12 protein-coding genes and 1 tRNA gene are annotated in these 15,760 nt (G+C 48.6%); 10 read left to right on the top strand and 3 right to left on the bottom strand.

Translation table 11 applies throughout. From position 1 onward, the window contains the following. Nucleotides 1-10: 10 nt before the first annotated feature. The 3 genes from AB8881_01205 to AB8881_01195 form a co-directional block, all read right to left on the bottom strand. On the bottom strand, nt 11-961 hold the full coding sequence (locus AB8881_01205; protein ID XDZ63536.1) for a PLP-dependent cysteine synthase family protein: 951 nt from the start codon (nt 959-961) through the stop codon (nt 11-13). A 125-nt stretch (nt 962-1,086) separates the two neighbouring features. Further along, nucleotides 1,087-1,491, bottom strand: coding sequence for a PH domain-containing protein (locus tag AB8881_01200; GenBank protein XDZ63535.1), 405 nt, complete (start codon nt 1,489-1,491; stop codon nt 1,087-1,089). Nucleotides 1,492-2,353: 862 nt separating this feature from the next. After that, nucleotides 2,354-2,443, bottom strand: a tRNA-Ser gene (locus AB8881_01195). A gap of 360 nt (nt 2,444-2,803) precedes the next feature. Between AB8881_01195 and AB8881_01190 the strand changes: the two genes are divergently transcribed. From AB8881_01190 to AB8881_01145, 10 genes are all read left to right on the top strand, one after another. Further along, on the top strand, nt 2,804-4,051 hold the full coding sequence (locus tag AB8881_01190; protein XDZ63534.1) for an efflux RND transporter periplasmic adaptor subunit: 1,248 nt from the start codon (nt 2,804-2,806) through the stop codon (nt 4,049-4,051). Next, the gene (locus AB8881_01185; GenBank protein XDZ63533.1) at nt 4,051-7,212 is read left to right on the top strand and encodes an efflux RND transporter permease subunit; all 3,162 of its coding nucleotides are present in this window, start codon (nt 4,051-4,053) and stop codon (nt 7,210-7,212) included. The genes AB8881_01190 and AB8881_01185 overlap by 1 nt, the downstream gene beginning before the upstream one ends. Nucleotides 7,213-7,452: 240 nt before the next feature. After that, complete coding sequence (locus AB8881_01180) at nt 7,453-8,436, top strand: lytic transglycosylase domain-containing protein (protein ID XDZ63532.1); 984 nt, start codon at nt 7,453-7,455, stop codon at nt 8,434-8,436. 30 nt (nt 8,437-8,466) lie between these two features. Further along, entirely contained in the window at nt 8,467-9,432 is a 966-nt protein-coding gene (locus AB8881_01175; GenBank protein ID XDZ63531.1) for a septal ring lytic transglycosylase RlpA family protein, read from the top strand. 107 nt (nt 9,433-9,539) lie between these two features. Next, nucleotides 9,540-10,724, top strand: a complete 1,185-nt coding sequence (locus AB8881_01170) for a D-alanyl-D-alanine carboxypeptidase family protein (GenBank protein ID XDZ63530.1) — start codon at nt 9,540-9,542, stop codon at nt 10,722-10,724. Between the two features lie 8 nt (nt 10,725-10,732). Next, nucleotides 10,733-11,386, top strand: coding sequence for a dTMP kinase (gene tmk, locus AB8881_01165; GenBank protein ID XDZ63529.1), 654 nt, complete (start codon nt 10,733-10,735; stop codon nt 11,384-11,386). 87 nt (nt 11,387-11,473) lie between these two features. Then, nucleotides 11,474-12,553 (top strand): DNA polymerase III subunit delta', encoded by a 1,080-nt coding sequence (locus AB8881_01160; protein ID XDZ63528.1) that lies wholly within the window; start codon nt 11,474-11,476, stop codon nt 12,551-12,553. 69 nt (nt 12,554-12,622) lie between these two features. Next, the gene (gene metG, locus AB8881_01155; protein XDZ63527.1) at nt 12,623-14,176 is read left to right on the top strand and encodes a methionine--tRNA ligase; all 1,554 of its coding nucleotides are present in this window, start codon (nt 12,623-12,625) and stop codon (nt 14,174-14,176) included. Continuing rightward, on the top strand, nt 14,169-14,972 hold the full coding sequence (locus tag AB8881_01150; GenBank protein ID XDZ63526.1) for a TatD family hydrolase: 804 nt from the start codon (nt 14,169-14,171) through the stop codon (nt 14,970-14,972). The genes metG and AB8881_01150 overlap by 8 nt, the downstream gene beginning before the upstream one ends. Next, the gene (locus AB8881_01145) at nt 14,969-15,745 is read left to right on the top strand and encodes an MBL fold metallo-hydrolase (protein XDZ63525.1); all 777 of its coding nucleotides are present in this window, start codon (nt 14,969-14,971) and stop codon (nt 15,743-15,745) included. The genes AB8881_01150 and AB8881_01145 overlap by 4 nt, the downstream gene beginning before the upstream one ends. The last annotated feature ends 15 nt before the right edge of the window (nt 15,746-15,760 follow it).

Raw genomic sequence — 15,760 nt, 5'->3', positions numbered from 1 at the left:
ATTTGCAAATTTAAGTTTTGATAATGCTGGAAACATCTACGAAGCCTTCTTCTGATAGATATCTCTCGCCGGTGTCGCACAATATACAGGCGATACGCTTACCAATAAATTCAGGGCGGTGAATGATTTGGTCAACTGCAAACAAATTGGCGCCAGATGATGGCCCAACAAGTATTCCCTCCGTTTGTGCGATCTTTCTTGCCCACTCAAATGCTTTTGCATCCTCTACAAGAATAATTTCATCCAGTCGTTCAGCGCCGCGTTTAAAGTTTTCTGTAATAAACCCGGGCCCGATACCGGTTATGTGATGAGCTCCTGCGACACCACCCGAATAAACAGGACTGGCCAAGGGCTCTACACCAAAAACTTTAACATCCGGATTTTTCTCTTTTAAATATTTTGATGTACCTTCAAAAGTACCGCAGGTGCCTAAACCAAGAACAATTGCGTCTACCCTACCGTTCAATTGCTCCCAGATTTCCGGGCCAGTGGATTTGTAATGGAAGTCACCATTCGCCGGATTTGAGTGTTGGTTCAAAAAATAGGTGCTACTTGGGTTTCTGGCGATATAGTCCAAAGCTCTTTCCCGAGCCCCTCTAGTATGTTCTGCTGCTGGGGTCAGAACAACTGTAGCGCCAAAAGCGGCCATAATTTTTTGTCGCTCAATGCTGCAAAGTTCGCTCATATATAGTCTTGCTTTAAACCCTAACGCAGGCGCCAAAGCGGCAAGGGCTATACCAGTGTTGCCACTGGTGGCTTCAACAACTTCTGTGCCCGGCAGTATTTTGCCAGCCTCAATTGCATCCGTTACCATTCCAAGAACAGCTCTGTCCTTAAGTGATGTCGGGTTTTGCATCTCCAGTTTTGCAAATATGGAGCAAGAGGATTTTTTGAAAAGTCGGTTAAGTCGAAGAATAGGTGTATTGCCAACTAAATCGTTAATTGTATTAGCAACAATCATTCTTAGCTCCCCAAGCCAGTTGGCTGAAAACGGTTTGAAATAGAACTGTGAGTAGGGCGCGGGTCATTGGTACTGCCTTAGGACGATCTCAAAAGCAAAGACGAGGGACAGGGTAAGTTTACGGGTCATTCCCAATTCCTCAGTTCATTTACTTTCGTTTGCACATCCAATGGGCTATCAATGTTTTTAAGCATTATTTCACCTGCACCGGTACCGGTAACCCTAATATCACCAGAACCGAGTATTCGCTGAAGAATGGATTGACTTAGATTTACTTCCTCAATCCTATTGAAACTTATTTCTTCAGTTTTTCGACGAATGAAACCGCGCTTGAGTATAAGCCTACGGTTAGTCAAAGCCCTCTCAGTCGTCCATTTCTCAAGATACATTGAGATAAACAAAAACACACCGATGATTAGCCAGCCTAAAAAGAGCAGGTAGAGCCAAGCAACAAGGGTGTGGTTCCAGTGAAAAGATATCTCCATCTCAATGGTCTCGTTGTCTGGCAGTGTACTTTTGATGAATTTCATCTGTATTAACTCTGAAAGAAGTAAGGCGCTGCTGAGTTGATTTGGGGGCAGAATATAAAACAGTCTATTTGTCTGAAGTCTGGCGTTCTAGAATACGCCTGATACGCTTCAATTCAATAGAGTGAGTATCTAAACCAAGATTTCGCCTGATGAAGCCTATTAGCCAAACAACACAAATGCCCAATACCAAATAAACAGTGAACTTAAGCCAAAAAATTATCTGGTTTATTTGGGCGACAATGTCATTAATGATCTCAGTCATAGGTTTGACTCACCCGAAGCCGTATGGCTGAAAAGAATCAGGAATATGGCTGTGAGTAGGGTGCGGGTCATTTCAACTATCGACTCTGAAGAGTCTCTCGCCTTCCGTGATTTGTATTCGGTTTTGAGTTCTGACTTCATCAACTTCCGGTTTTATCTTTTCGAAAACTGATAGTGCTGTTTTTTGATCTGGGTAATGAATTATATACATCCCGGAATTTTCCCCACTTTTTACAAACTCTGCAGAAATTGCGCCGAGACTAATGACTTTTGGTGACCAGACATTTTCGAAGTAGGTCACGGTCATATCGAACTGAAGTTTTGACGGTGCAGTTATCGACACGACTCTGATGTACATAATTATTGCTCCCATTTCGCCTGAGAAAAGTCTGCCACAAAATAAGGCCAGCGCAAAGGCTGGCCGAGTTTAGGGAGGAAATGCGTTAGATTCAACTTATACGCTCACAGTGCAATGTGACGGGTTTATGGCTGGAATGGTGTCTTTGTGTGTATTTTCTAGTGAAAGTTGTACGTAAATTTGTACGTAAATTTACGTGATTATAACTAAAATATAATGAATACAGTAATATAAAAAAGGAAATGGCGGAGAGGGTGGGATTCGAACCCACGAAGGGCTCTCACCCTTGCCGGTTTTCAAGACCGGTGCATTCAACCGCTCTGCCACCTCTCCGTCGGTGATGGGATTAGCGGAAATCAGGCTTATCTGTCAATAAGCATTGATGAAGTTTTTCCAAATTGTAGTATTTTTATCATATTTGCCTATTTCTATTAATCATATGCTTGTCTAACCCGCAAATTCGGATCATATTACGGCAATGTGACAGGACCAGTCATAACCATGCAGTTGGGCTGCGAGACCTGCTTTTGATCAGCCCCTTCAAAATTGTAAAATGACTGTGTAATGCGTGTTTTTCAGGAGTTTCCGGTGCGTTTCACTTTTCGTTTGCCAGCCCTAAGGTATGGTCTTCGGCGCAGCTCTCGTGCCTTTTTTCAATTAACAGCGGTCTTGTGTCTCGCTACATTAATTTTAATGGCAGTTATTAGCCCGTCAATTGCCCAAAAGGCAGGTGGTGGAAACCGTGCCGTCAAGGTAGAGGTTGCCGAGGTTAAGACCCAGATCATTGCCAATTTGATTGACGTTCAGGGACGTATGACAGCAGGTCCGTTTGAAGCTGTAACCGCGGTGACAAACGCAATCACTGAAATTGGTAAATTGCAGATTGGTGATCAGGTTAGACCTGGAGACATTATCGCGGTACAGGATAGTGCAAAACTGGAATTGAGACTGGAACAGTTGAAATCAAGGCTTCGTGAAGCTGAAGTTAAGCTGAAAGATGGTAAAGCTGAATTGGCTGCTGAAGAGGATTTACTCAATGTTGCCAAAGCGCAAGCGGCCTTGCTGGCTGGAAAGGCGGAACGGGCAAAGGAACTGGTGACAAATAATGCCTTGCCAGTCGAATCTGCCGAAACTGCGCTTAATGCGAGCCTTGCTGCCGATATGCAAGTTTTGACACGCGAATCATCAATCATGCGTAAAAAAGCCCAACAGGCGGTGCTGACGGTAACCATCGAACAGACTGAAACAGAAATAAAGCAGGTCATTGCTGACGTCAAAGCAACAAAGTTGCGCGCTAAAACAGCTGGTCAGATCATTTACATTGCCGACTATCGACGTGGCTACTCGCGCGAAGGGGAGGTGGTTGCCAAGATCATCAATCTTGATGGGTTCGAGGTTGAGGCAGAGGTTCCGGTAGCTTACCTGCCTTATGTTCAATCAACAAAAAAATTTCTTGGCAGAGGGCTTGATGGAAGCTTGGTTGAACTCGCAATAAGGGTTTCTTTGCCTTTCCAAAACTTGCGGTCGGGCACGCGGACTATGCGGTTTTCATTGATTGAAAAAGTGCCAACTATTTTGCAGGCAGATAATGCTGTTGTTGTGATGCAGATACCTACCACTAGTCCAAAGCCGCAAGTGATTGTGCCAAAGGATGCTGTACTGCCAGTAAGTGGGGGCCATATGGTATATCTAGCAGACGAAAATCGAGCCAAACGTCAGATTATCCAAATTGGTGCCGCTGTAAAGGACGGGTTCATAGTGCTGGGTGGTTTGACGGCCGGGCAAAAGGTTGTGGTGCGAGGTAATGAGCAACTTTCAGATGGGAAAGAGATTCAAATTAGTGGCGGTAAGCGCAAAGCCAAAGCTGAGGCTGATAACAGCACTGAGAATGCCAGTAAGGAAAGTCAGCAGAAAACAAAACAGGAAAAGGGTTCAAACTAATGGGCAGTATTATAAAGCTGGCTATTGAACGTCCGATCGCCGTAATGGCGCTAATATTTATGTGTGTTATTTTCGGTGGCTTGGCCTTGCAGACCATTCCCATTCAAATGAGTCCGGATATTGAAAAACCAGTTTTGGACGTGCGCGTGTCCTGGCCTGGTGCGGCACCTGAAGACGTTGATCGAGAGATCGTTGGTCGCCTTGAGGCTGAACTTGCATCTTTAAACGGTGTCGAGGAGATTGCGTCTCGATCAACAAGGGGTAGCGCCAGAGTAACTCTGACTTATTCTGTCGGTCAGGATATGGATAAGGCCCTGGTACTTTTACTTAGTAAGCTGTCCGCGGTTAGTGGGCTCCCTGATGAAGCTGATACACCCTTGGTAAAAACATCAAATTCTGATGATAGCCCGATTGCTCGTTTAGCCCTTGTGGCAAAAGATGGTTCAAAGGTTAATCTTGAGGAGCTAGGCCGATACCTTGACACAAATATTGTCGAGCCTTTGGCAAGGGTTGATGGTATTGCCGAGGTTGATTATCGAGGTGGCGGTAAACGGGAAATGCGTGTCTTGATTGACCCTGAGAAATTAGTGCAATACCAGATTACTCTGCCAGAAGTCATTGATGCACTGAAGACTTCATCAACGATGATGAGTGTTGGGCTTGTGACCGAGGGTAAGCGTTCTTACACTGTCCGCACCGAAGCTTTGAACTATACACCTGAAACAGCAGGTAGTATTGTTGTTCGGACGAATGTATCGCCTTCTGGAACGGTAACGCCGCTTTTACTTCAAGATATAGCAACGCTTGAAGTTAGAGTGCAGAGCCGGACGAGCTTCCGACGTTTGAATGGTCAACCTGCAGTGACGTTGAGTGCCCTGCGTGAGGCCGGTAGTAACGTCGTGGCAACGATGTTAAAGCTGCGCACTGTTGTTGACCAATTAAACCAGAACGAGCTTGCTGCGCGTGGACTTGATCTAAAAGTCGTTTATGATGAAACTGGCTATATTTCATCTGCAATTAGCCTCGTACAACAGAATATCTGGGTTGGTGGCATTTTGGCACTAACTATCCTAATGCTGTTTTTGCGGCATATAGTGCCAACAATTATCGTGTTTGTGGCCATACCGGTGTCAGTTATTGGCACATTTGTCGCAATCGCTGCTTTGGGTCTATCCATTAATGTTATTTCACTCGCTGGGTTGGCGTTTGCTGTCGGCATGGTTGTGGATGCGTCGATTGTTTCATTGGAAAATATTTTCCGGCTACGACAACGCGGTGTGGACTCATTAAATGCATCTTATCATGGCGCTAGGCAAGTTTGGGCGCCAATTTTGGGTTCAGCCCTGACTACGGTGATCGTGTTTATTCCAGTCTTGACTCTCGACTTGCCTGTGGGACAGTTGTTCAAGGACATCGGCGTTGCGATTTCGGTGTCTGTTTTGATTTCGGTTTTCGTTTCTGTAACGGTAATTCCAACATTGTCTGCGCGGCTCTTAGCGGGCTCTGCAGACCGTTTTTCAAAATTACCGAAATTACCAGTTATTGACCCGATAGCACGCGGTTTTAAAGGGCTTTTTGTCGGCTATGCCTCTTACGTTGTTGAACGCAAAATCCTAGGCCTTTCTGTGGTTGCTACGGTTTTGGCTCTCTCCATTGGGGCGGCAACCATTTTCATGCCAAAACTTGACTATCTTCCTGATGGTAATGCTAACTTCATGTTTGCTCGTATCAGTGTTCCTGCCGGGTATTCAATGGATGAGACATTACGAATTGCCGAACGTATGGAAAAAGCGGCGAGCCCGCTCTGGACTGGTGAGGACGTTGAAGGACCTGCTATTCAACGGTTTTTCTTTGTCGCTTACTCTGGTGGTGCGTTTGCGGGTGGTTCAACTAAAGATCCAGCGCGGATAAAGGAGCTGCGTATGGTCCTGATGAAGCCCATTTTTGCAGAACCTGGTGCACGTGCATTTGTGCAGCAAGCCTCACTTTTTGGTCGTTCAGTTGGTGGGTCAAGAGTTGTCAGTGTTGACGTTGTTGGGCCGAATAGTGATGATGTTTTGTCGGCTGCAATACAAGTGAATGACGCGCTCTCACGGCGTTTTCCGGGGCGTGATGGAAACCAAATTAGAACTCTGCCTGGGTTGGATTCGGGTGCACCACAAATCCGCATTACCCCTGATTTATCTGCGCTTGCCAGAGCCGGTGTGACTGTTCGTGATTTTGCCTCAGCCGTTGATGTTTTTAACGATGGAACAAACGTGAACCAAGTGCCGATTGATGGCCAGCTTGTTAACATGGTTGTTTCGGGAAAAAATGCTGAAAATCTATCAGCCGATAAGTTAGAAAACATCCCGATTGTTACCCGTGCTGGCTCGATAATGAGGGTTGGACAGCTTGGTCGTGTTGAGATTGTCAACTCACCTGTGCAGATCCGGCGTCTCGGTGGGCAGCAAGCGGTTTCGATACAGTTGCGGCCGTTAGAGAGCATTCCACTGGAAGATGTGGTTGCGGTTATCGATATGGAACTCTTGCCTGATATCCGAAGCGAGGCTGCCAGAAATGGTGTTTCTATAAAGCTGGAGGGTGCGGCTAGCGCTCTAGCAGAAACCTGGATTGCAATGCAGTCCAACGTGGTTACAGCAATTGTTGTGATCTTCTTGCTGCTGGTCATTCTTTTACGCAGCTTTACGCTGCCATTGATTATCATCCTTGCAATTCCCATTTCAGCGGCGGGTGGTATTGGTGGCTTGGCGATCCTAAACCTGTTTGTGCGGCAACCGCTTGATATGCTAACCATGCTTGGCTTTGTTATTTTGACCGGCGTTGTGGTCAATAATGCTATATTGATGATTGAGCAGACTACGTTGCATATCCGGGAGGAAGGCTTGGCAGCGGATGAAGCTATTATTGAGGCCACCAGAAACCGTGTTCGACCAATATTTATGTCCACAATGACTTCTCTGTTTGGGCTTTTGCCGCTTGTGGTATTCCCAGGTGCGGGGTCAGAGCTATACAGAGGAATTGGTGTAGTCGTTTTTGGTGGATTGGGGCTGTCTACATTCGCTACTTTGATCATCGTACCACCGCTGTTAGCTATTGCGCTTACTTCAAGTCTTAGTCAATCGGTAGCCAAGCCAACAATGTTACGCGAAAAGCTCTAGATCAGAGAGAGGCAGGGTGCTCCCTACCTCTTTTTAAGAATAAATCAACCCATTTACTGGCGGTGTTTTGTGGGCAAAAAGCTAATGTTGTCACTGCGTTTCTTTTTCAGTAGAAGAAACGCCTAATCGGTCAAATTCACGGTTGCCCCCCGGCGGGCTTACGTCTTACCATAAGGTGGTGGGTCACGCAGTGTGGCTCTTCGTGCTTGTAAACCATGCTCAGGTCAGGAAGTCCGGAAGATGAAAACAGGATTACGCGCATTTTTGATGGTGTTTGCGCTGTTGGTGGCACCAATTGCCAATGCGAGCGAGCAAAGTTTTGCACAATGGCTTGTTGAACTGCGGCAAGAGGCAAAGGATCGCGGTATTTCAGACCGTGTTCTTGATGCTGCCCTTGGTAATGCTGCGCCGATCAAACGGGTGATTGAACTGGATCGTCGGCAGCCTGAATTCACGATGAGCTTTGAAGAATATATTGGAAAAATTGCCTCGCCAACCAGAGCGCGTATCGCTGCTAAAAAACTGGTTGAGCATGATAAAATTCTTACCGAGATTTCGAAGAAATATGGAGTGCAAAAGCGATATATCGTCACGTTCTGGGGCGTTGAAACCAATTTTGGGCAGTATCTAGGCTCGTTTAATGTACCGCACGCGCTGGCAACTTTGGCCCATGATGGCCGCCGTAGTGCCTATTTCCGCAAGGAATTGCTGAATGCTCTGAAAATCCTGGAAGAGGGACATATTGCACCAGATCAGATGAAGGGGTCTTGGGCCGGTGCAATGGGGCAAAGCCAGTTCATGCCTTCGAGTTTTTTATCCTATGCGGTTGATTGGGATGGTGATGGCAAGCGTGATATTTGGGGCACTAAGCCCGATGTTTTTGCCTCAACCGCCTACTATCTTGCCAAAGCTGGGTGGCGCGATGACATTACCTGGGGGCGTGAAGTAAAACTGCCCGCCGGTTTTTCCATGAATGGGAAGTCTGCCGATGCTCTTGCGGATCGCAAAACGCGCGCAAAACTACCGGCTTGGTCAAAAGCTGGGGTGCTTTCAATTGATGGCAGTGCCTTGCCAGCACGCGATCTGACGGCGCGTTTGGTTTTGCCGGCAGGTGCGGACGGGCCGGCGTTTCTCGTCTATAGTAATTTTGACTCAATTCTTGATTGGAATCGTTCCAATTACTACGCGTTGGCAATCGGTCATTTGTCCGACAAATTACGTTAAGCCGAACTGGGTAAACAATAGGGTGAACGAATGCAATTTAGTCGGAAAACAATAATTGGTGTTTTATTTGTTGGGTTCATTTTGCAAGGCTGTACGTCGGCCGAACTTGCGATCGACATGGTCAAAAAACAACAACGAAATGCTGTTAGCGAGTCGCTGGCCAACGTTGTGGCGGCACCGCGTTACAAGGTGGGTGATCCATACAATATCGCTGGTGTCTGGTATTACCCCGAGCGTGATCTGACCTATGATGAAACTGGGATTGGGTCTTGGTATGGCGATGAATTTGCTGGCCGGCTTACTGCAAATGGTGAAATATTTGACCCAAATAAGGTTACAGCCGCGCACAAAACGCTTCCGATGCCAAGCGTTGTGCGTGTGACCAACCTTGATAATGGAAAGTCGCTAGTTGTGCGGATAAATGATCGTGGGCCGTTTGTTTCAGGGCGTATCATCGACCTGTCGCGTGAGGCGGCACGTTTGATCGGTTATCGTGATAATGGGCTGGCAAAGGTGCGTGTTCAGGTGCTTGCTGAGCAGAGTCTGCGGCTGGAAAATCTGGCGCGGCGTGGAGAATTTCCAAGCCTGACCGCAAATGATCAGGGCGCCTTGCCGGAAATGGTGGCAGCGGCCAAGCCAACAGTGAATATAACGGCGAAATCTAGCAAGACCAAAAGCAAAGTAACGGTGAATAAGCCGTCGCAATCGGCCTTGGATTTATTGTCACAATCGCGTGTTGGCGAGGTTATAACCGTGGCGCCCGTCTCAACTAAAATTTGGGTGCAGGTGGGTGCCTTTTATGCCGAAACGAGTGCAAATACCGTTTTTGCCAAGCTAAAAGGGCTCGGCAATGGTGATGTTTCGGCTGTAAATCAGCAGGGCAAAACACTGTATCGTGTTCGGTTGGGGCCTGTTGATAACGTCGAAATGGCTGATGATTTGCTGGAAAAGGTAATCAATACCGGTTTTACCGGTGCGCGGATTGTTGTTGACTAGGTAAAACATTTTTATGCCGCTTTGTTGGTCAATAATGCCCAATAAAAATTTGCTGATTGAACAGCCTTTGGATGCAGCCGAATTTTGTCGGCGATAAGGACGTGACGATGACAAAAAATTCATTGGTAAGGGCATTTTTGGCCGTTTTGCTTGTTACAGGGCTTGGCGCAATAGCCAGCGCGGCCATTGCCGCTGAAATAACCTCACCCGCGAAACAGGTCTATGTCACAGATTTTGAGACGGGAAAGGTGCTCTTCAGCAAAGAGGCAGAAACGCCAATGAAGCCCGCATCAATGGCAAAAATCATGACAGTGTTCGTAGCTTTTCAACGCATTGCCGATGGCCAGCTCAGCATGGATGATAAATTCACCGTGTCCGAGAAAGCCTGGAAAAAGGGCGGATCTCGTACTTTTCTTGAGGTTGGCAGCGAGGTTTCCGTTCGTGAGTTGTTGCATGGTATTATCGTTCAATCAGGTAATGATGCCGCCATTGTCCTTGCCGAAGGGATTTCAGGTACTGAAAATGCCTTTGCCGACGAAATGAATTTCTGGGCCAAAAAGATTGGCATGACCAATACTAATTTCCGCAATTCTACTGGCTGGCCGGATCCTGATCTTACCACAACAGCTAAAGATCTTAATGTTATGACAACCGAGCTGATTCGCCGGTTTCCAGCGAGTAAATACCCAGAATTCTATCCAGTTTTTGCCAAGCGTGAATATACTTACAACAAAATTCGCCAGCCAAATCGCAATCCGTTGATTTACGGTACGGTCGGGGCCGATGGTCTGAAAACCGGCCATACTAAAGAATCAGGATATGGGCTGGTTGGCTCGGCCGAACGCGATGGTCAACGGGTTATTATGGTCTTAAATGGCATGACGAGCATTAAACAGCGCTCGTCTGAATCCCGCCGTTTGATGGATTTGATGTTCCGCGAATATAAAACTTATCGTTTCTTTGATCAGGAGCAGCCGGTAGATCAGGCCAATGTTTGGCTTGGTGAGGCCAGTAAGGTTGATCTGGTTTTAGATGAACCACTGCACCCGCTGCTATCCTATAATGAACGCCGTAACACAAAAATTACGGTACAATGGATTGATCCAGTTTCCGCGCCAATCGTCAAAGGCGATCAAATTGGCATATTAACTATCGATGTGGATGGTGATAGCCGCAAGCTGCCGCTTCGCGCAGGGCAGGATGTTGCCGTTTTAGGGATGTTTGACCGGGTTGCTGCAGCAGTAAAATATCTTATTTTTGGCGCGCCGTTTACGCCAGCTATTGCCCGGTGATGGCGCATATGCGCGGCCTATTTATCACATTTGAAGGCGGTGAGGGCAGCGGTAAAACAACGCAAATAAAGAGCCTTAGCGACTGGGTTGCGGATCAGGTTCCAGACGTCTCTTTATGCCTGACGCGAGAGCCTGGTGGAACCGAAGAGGCTGAGTCTATCCGTGCTTTGCTTTTGAACGGTGCGGCGAGTAAATGGCAGCCTGCAACCGAGGCGATGATGATGTCGGCGTCGCGCCATGAACATGTTGTTCATATAATCCAGCCTGCGCTTGAACGCGGCGATATTGTGATTTGTGACCGGTTCACCGACTCAACGCATGTTTATCAGGGGTATGTCGGGGGCGTTGATCAGGCATTGCTTGATGGGCTTGATCAATTGTCATGTCAGGGGCTTGCGCCTGACTTGACCTTGCTGCTTGATATGGATAGCAGCGCGGGATTGGCGCGCACTATTCAACGCGGTAGCGCCGAAAGCCGGTTCGAGGCAAAGGGTGCCGCGTTTCATAAACAGGTTAGGCAGGGCTTTCTTGAACGCGCCGAACGATATCCAGATCGTATCATTCGGATTGATGCGGCGCGGCCTGCCGCTGACGTTACGGATGATGTGATTGCAACAGTTCGCCAATTGTTTGCGGTAAATGGCTATAAGGTCACAGATTAGGAGTACCAAAGCTATATTGGGAATTTACTGGACGCGGATTTGCCGGACGCGGATTGGCTTATTTAACAGCAACTGGCTGGATTTAGCATGAATGACGCAGATGATAATTTTGCCTATACGGTCAATCCAACTGCGATTATTGGTCATAGCGGTTTTACCAATGCCCTTAGCGAGTCTATGGCCAGCGGGCGTATGCATCATGCATGGCTTTTGACTGGGCCGCGCGGGATTGGCAAAGCCAGCATGGCGCGCATGGCGGCTGCGTGGCTGTTGTCTGAGGCGCCTGCACCCGCGGGCTTGTTTGGCGATGATATGCCGGTTTTTTCGGTTTCGTCAGATAATCCCGGAAGTAAGCTTGTGTTCCGCGGCGCGCACCCAGATTATTTGTCGATCACGCCGGCAGTTGACGATAATAAATCCGGTCAGATTAAAATTGACCAAATACGGGAAATGGTACCCTTCATGGCGCATAAACCGGCCAAAGGAGGATGGCGCGTCGCGGTGATTGACTCGATGGATGAAATCAATCGAAACGGTGCGAATGCGATGCTAAAGCTTTTAGAGGAACCTCCTGAAAAAGCGGTGATTTTTCTAATTTCTTCACGCCCGGGACAATTGCCGCCAACGATCAGGTCACGCTGCCGTGTGGTGCGGTTCTCGGCGCTGAATTCCGGCATGAGCCGGGAGGTTCTGGCGAAAATCTGGCCTGATGCGGATGCTGCTCATATCGAGATTCTGGCGCAGTTATGTGGCGGCGCGCCCGGGCGGGCGATTTCATTGGCGGAAAGCGGCGCCGCTGATTGTTATCAGGTTGCCTGCTCGCTTTTGGCTGCTTCCAGTCTTGATGTCGGGGCGATGGCTGCATTGACCGCAAAATGGGGCAAGGGGGCTGCGGCAGGAAGGGCCACGCGCGAAGGTGCAGTTTTCTGTTTGGACCGGTTATTACGCCTCGCGGCTTTGACTGCAAGTGGCGGCAAAAACCTGATGCCTTGTGATTTTGAGTCACGGGCAATTGACGCATTATGTGAACGCCATTCAGCGGCTAGTTTGGCCGCATTTCACGATGATTTCTTAAAGGATTCGGCGCGTGCCGAAGGTCTATACCTCGACTTTTCTCAGTTTTTACTGCGGTTAATGACCAAATTATATGAGAAAACCTTGCCCTAAAGGTGTGGCTGGGCTACCTCATTGCAAGGATACCTAAATTTTACCAGCGCCTTTATCCGGATAAACCCTATGAGCAAGACTTATTACATCACCACGCCTATCTATTACGTAAATGACAAGCCGCATATTGGGCACGCATACACCACGCTAGCGTGCGATGTCTTGGCACGTTTTAAGCGTCTTGATGGCTATGATGTGACCTTTTTGACCGGTACTGATGAACATGGGCAAAAAGTCGAAAAAGCGGCCGAAATTGCCGGGTTAAGCCCGCAGGCATTTACCGATCAGGTGAGCCAGAATTTCCGTGACCTGACGGCCAAGCTGAATTTCTCAAACGATGATTTTATTCGTACAACCGAAGACAGACATAAAGCGGCTTGCCAGAAAATCTGGTCGATCCTTCGCGAAAATGGGCATATTACCCTTGGCAAATATGAGGGCTGGTACTCGGTTCGCGATGAGGCCTTTTATACCGAAACCGAACTGGTAGATGGCAAGGCGCCAACTGGGGCGCCGGTCGAATGGGTCGAAGAGCCGTCCTATTTCTTCAATCTTTCAGCATGGCAGGACAAGCTGTTAGATTTTTATCGGGAAAATCCTGATTTTGTGGGGCCAGAGAGCCGCTTTAACGAGGTTAAAAGCTTTGTTAAGGGCGGTCTTCGTGACCTATCGGTAAGCCGCGCTAGCTTTAAATGGGGCGTCCCCGTTCCCGGCGATGATGCGCATGTGATGTATGTCTGGCTTGACGCATTGACCAATTATGTGACGGCAACAGGCTGGCCGGTTGATGCGGCTGGCGGCGATGCGGAAAAACACGCGCGGCTATGGCCGGCTGATTTGCATGTGGTCGGAAAAGATATTTTGCGCTTTCACGCGGTTTATTGGCCGGCATTTTTGATGGCCGCTGGCCTGCCGTTGCCGAAACGCGTTTTTGCCCATGGCTGGTGGACAAACGAAGGTCAGAAAATATCAAAATCACTGGGCAATGTGATTGACCCTAATCATTTGGCCGATACTTATGGGTTGGATCAAACCCGTTATTTCTTGATGCGTGAAGTGCCGTTTGGCAATGACGGCATTTTTTCAGTTCCGGCGCTGACCCAGCGGATAAATGGCGATCTTGCGAATGATCTTGGCAATCTGTCGCAGCGCGTTCTATCGATGATTTTCAAGAATTGTGACGGGGTAATGCCGGCCTTGCCAACAAGCCCAAGCGATGATGATGCGGCGTTGCTTGCCAGTGCGGATGAATTATTGGCGCCTGTGCGGCAGCATATTGATCAGCAGGCATTTCACGAGGCGCTGCGGGTGATTTGGCAGGTGATTTCCAAGGCAAATCGCTATGTTGATACGGTCGCACCATGGGCGCTGAAGAAAACTGACCCGGTGCGTATGGGCGAAGTGCTAGCCGTCCTTGCTGAAACCATTCGCCAAGTGGCGATCCTTGTTCAGCCGGTAATGCCGGACGCAGCCGCAAAGATTCTCGACCAGCTTGGGGTGGCTGGTGATCAGCGGGGCTTTGGCGTTCTTGACGGTAAGGCGCGGCTTGCCAGCGGGCAGGTGATTGCCAAGCCAGAACCGGTCTTTCCCCGTTTTGTTGACGAGGGCGAAGGCAATGCCTGACGATAGCAAACCATTGATGATTGATAGCCACGCTCATCTTGATTATGCCCAGCTGGCCGATGATCTGGACGGGGTGCTGGCGCGTGCGCATGATGCGGGGGTTACACATATCATCACAATTGGCGTCAAGCTGACCACTGCAGATGCGCCAAAGGCAATCGCGGCGGCGAATCCGAATATCTGGTGCTCGGTTGGTATTCACCCGCATGAAGCTGGCAGCGAGCCAGATGCGGCGAATATTGACGCAATCCGTGCGGCGGCTGATCACCCCAAATGCGTTGCAATTGGTGAGGCCGGGCTTGATTATTTCTATGATTATGCCACCCCGCAGCAGCAGGCCGATAGTTTTCGGGCGCAAATTGCGGTTGCCCGCGAACTGGATTTGCCGATCATCGTTCATGCGCGTGATGCGGATGAGGATATGGCGGCAATCCTTGAAGATGAAATGGAGAAGGGGGCGTTTCGCGGGGTTCTGCATTGCTTTAGTTCCGGCGCTGACCTAGCGCGTCGCGCAATTACTATCGGTTTTTACATCAGCTTTTCCGGCATTCTGACCTTTAACAAGGCTGACGAATTGCGTGAGATTGCCGCAGAAATTCCAGAAGATCGGATTTTGGTTGAAACGGACTCGCCTTATCTGGCGCCAGTACCGCATCGTGGTCGGCCAAATGAGCCGGCCTATACCGCGCATACATTGGCAAAACTGGCCGCAGTTCGCGGGAAACAGCCTGCCGATATGGCAGCAATCACCCGCGCCAACACCGTGCGGTTGTTTAACCGGATGGTCTTGTCATGAGAGTAACGATGCTGGGATGCGGCACGTCGGTTGGGGTTCCGGCGCTGGGCCATGCAGGATGGGGTGATTGCGATCCAAATGACCCGCGAAACCGGCGGCAAAGATGTGCGGTGCTGATCGAGGTTAATAACAAGGTCATTCTGGTAGATGCTGGGCCAGATATTCGAAACCAGCTATTGCCATTGGGGCTAAAGCGAATCGATGCGCTGTTAATAACTCATACCCATTCTGACCATGTTGCTGGCCTTGATGATTTGCGCGCCTTTTATTGGCCTGACCGGGTTGATATTCCGGTTTACGCATCAAAACAGAATGGTGCTGAGATTATAACGCGGTTTCCGTATCTATTTTCAAAACACGCAGACTCGCCAAGCTATTTTGTGCCGCCCATGAAATTGCATCAGATTGCCGCTGATGATGTTTTGGATATTTGCGGCTGCCGAATTGACGTTTTGTACCAAGATCACGGTAATACGAGTTCACTCGGCTTTCTGTTTGACGGCAAGTTTGGCTATTCCACCGATGTCGTTGGGATGAGTGATGAAGTGTTCGATAAACTTGGTGGTGTTGACCTGTGGATCGTCGAGGCGTTGCGGGCTACACCGCATCAGTCACATAGCCATTATGAACAGACTTTTGCATGGATTGACCGGGTGAAGCCGAAAGAGGCCGTGCTGACACATCTCGGGCTTGAGGCAGATTACGAGCGGTTATCAGCAATCTGTCCGGCAAATACCAGGCCGGGTATTGATGGGCTTGTTTGGGAATTATAGCTTATATCCCGCATT

Source organism: Alphaproteobacteria bacterium LSUCC0396, assembly GCA_041228345.1.
Lineage (GTDB): Bacteria > Pseudomonadota > Alphaproteobacteria > Puniceispirillales > Puniceispirillaceae > UBA3439.
This window is presented reverse-complemented; position numbering and strand designations above follow the sequence as displayed.

Coding starts and splice junctions, on each gene's coding strand:
- AB8881_01190 (XDZ63534.1), top strand. CDS start 2,804: ATGGCAGTTATTAGCCCGTCAATTGCCCAAAAGGCAGGTGGTGGAAAC.
- AB8881_01180 (XDZ63532.1), top strand. CDS start 7,453: ATGAAAACAGGATTACGCGCATTTTTGATGGTGTTTGCGCTGTTGGTG.
- tmk (XDZ63529.1), top strand. CDS start 10,733: ATGCGCGGCCTATTTATCACATTTGAAGGCGGTGAGGGCAGCGGTAAA.
- metG (XDZ63527.1), top strand. CDS start 12,623: ATGAGCAAGACTTATTACATCACCACGCCTATCTATTACGTAAATGAC.
- AB8881_01175 (XDZ63531.1), top strand. CDS start 8,467: ATGCAATTTAGTCGGAAAACAATAATTGGTGTTTTATTTGTTGGGTTC.
- AB8881_01185 (XDZ63533.1), top strand. CDS start 4,051: ATGGGCAGTATTATAAAGCTGGCTATTGAACGTCCGATCGCCGTAATG.
- AB8881_01170 (XDZ63530.1), top strand. CDS start 9,540: ATGACAAAAAATTCATTGGTAAGGGCATTTTTGGCCGTTTTGCTTGTT.
- AB8881_01150 (XDZ63526.1), top strand. CDS start 14,169: ATGCCTGACGATAGCAAACCATTGATGATTGATAGCCACGCTCATCTT.
- AB8881_01145 (XDZ63525.1), top strand. CDS start 14,969: ATGAGAGTAACGATGCTGGGATGCGGCACGTCGGTTGGGGTTCCGGCG.
- AB8881_01160 (XDZ63528.1), top strand. CDS start 11,474: ATGAATGACGCAGATGATAATTTTGCCTATACGGTCAATCCAACTGCG.
- AB8881_01200 (XDZ63535.1), bottom strand. CDS start 1,491: ATGAAATTCATCAAAAGTACACTGCCAGACAACGAGACCATTGAGATG.
- AB8881_01205 (XDZ63536.1), bottom strand. CDS start 961: ATGATTGTTGCTAATACAATTAACGATTTAGTTGGCAATACACCTATT.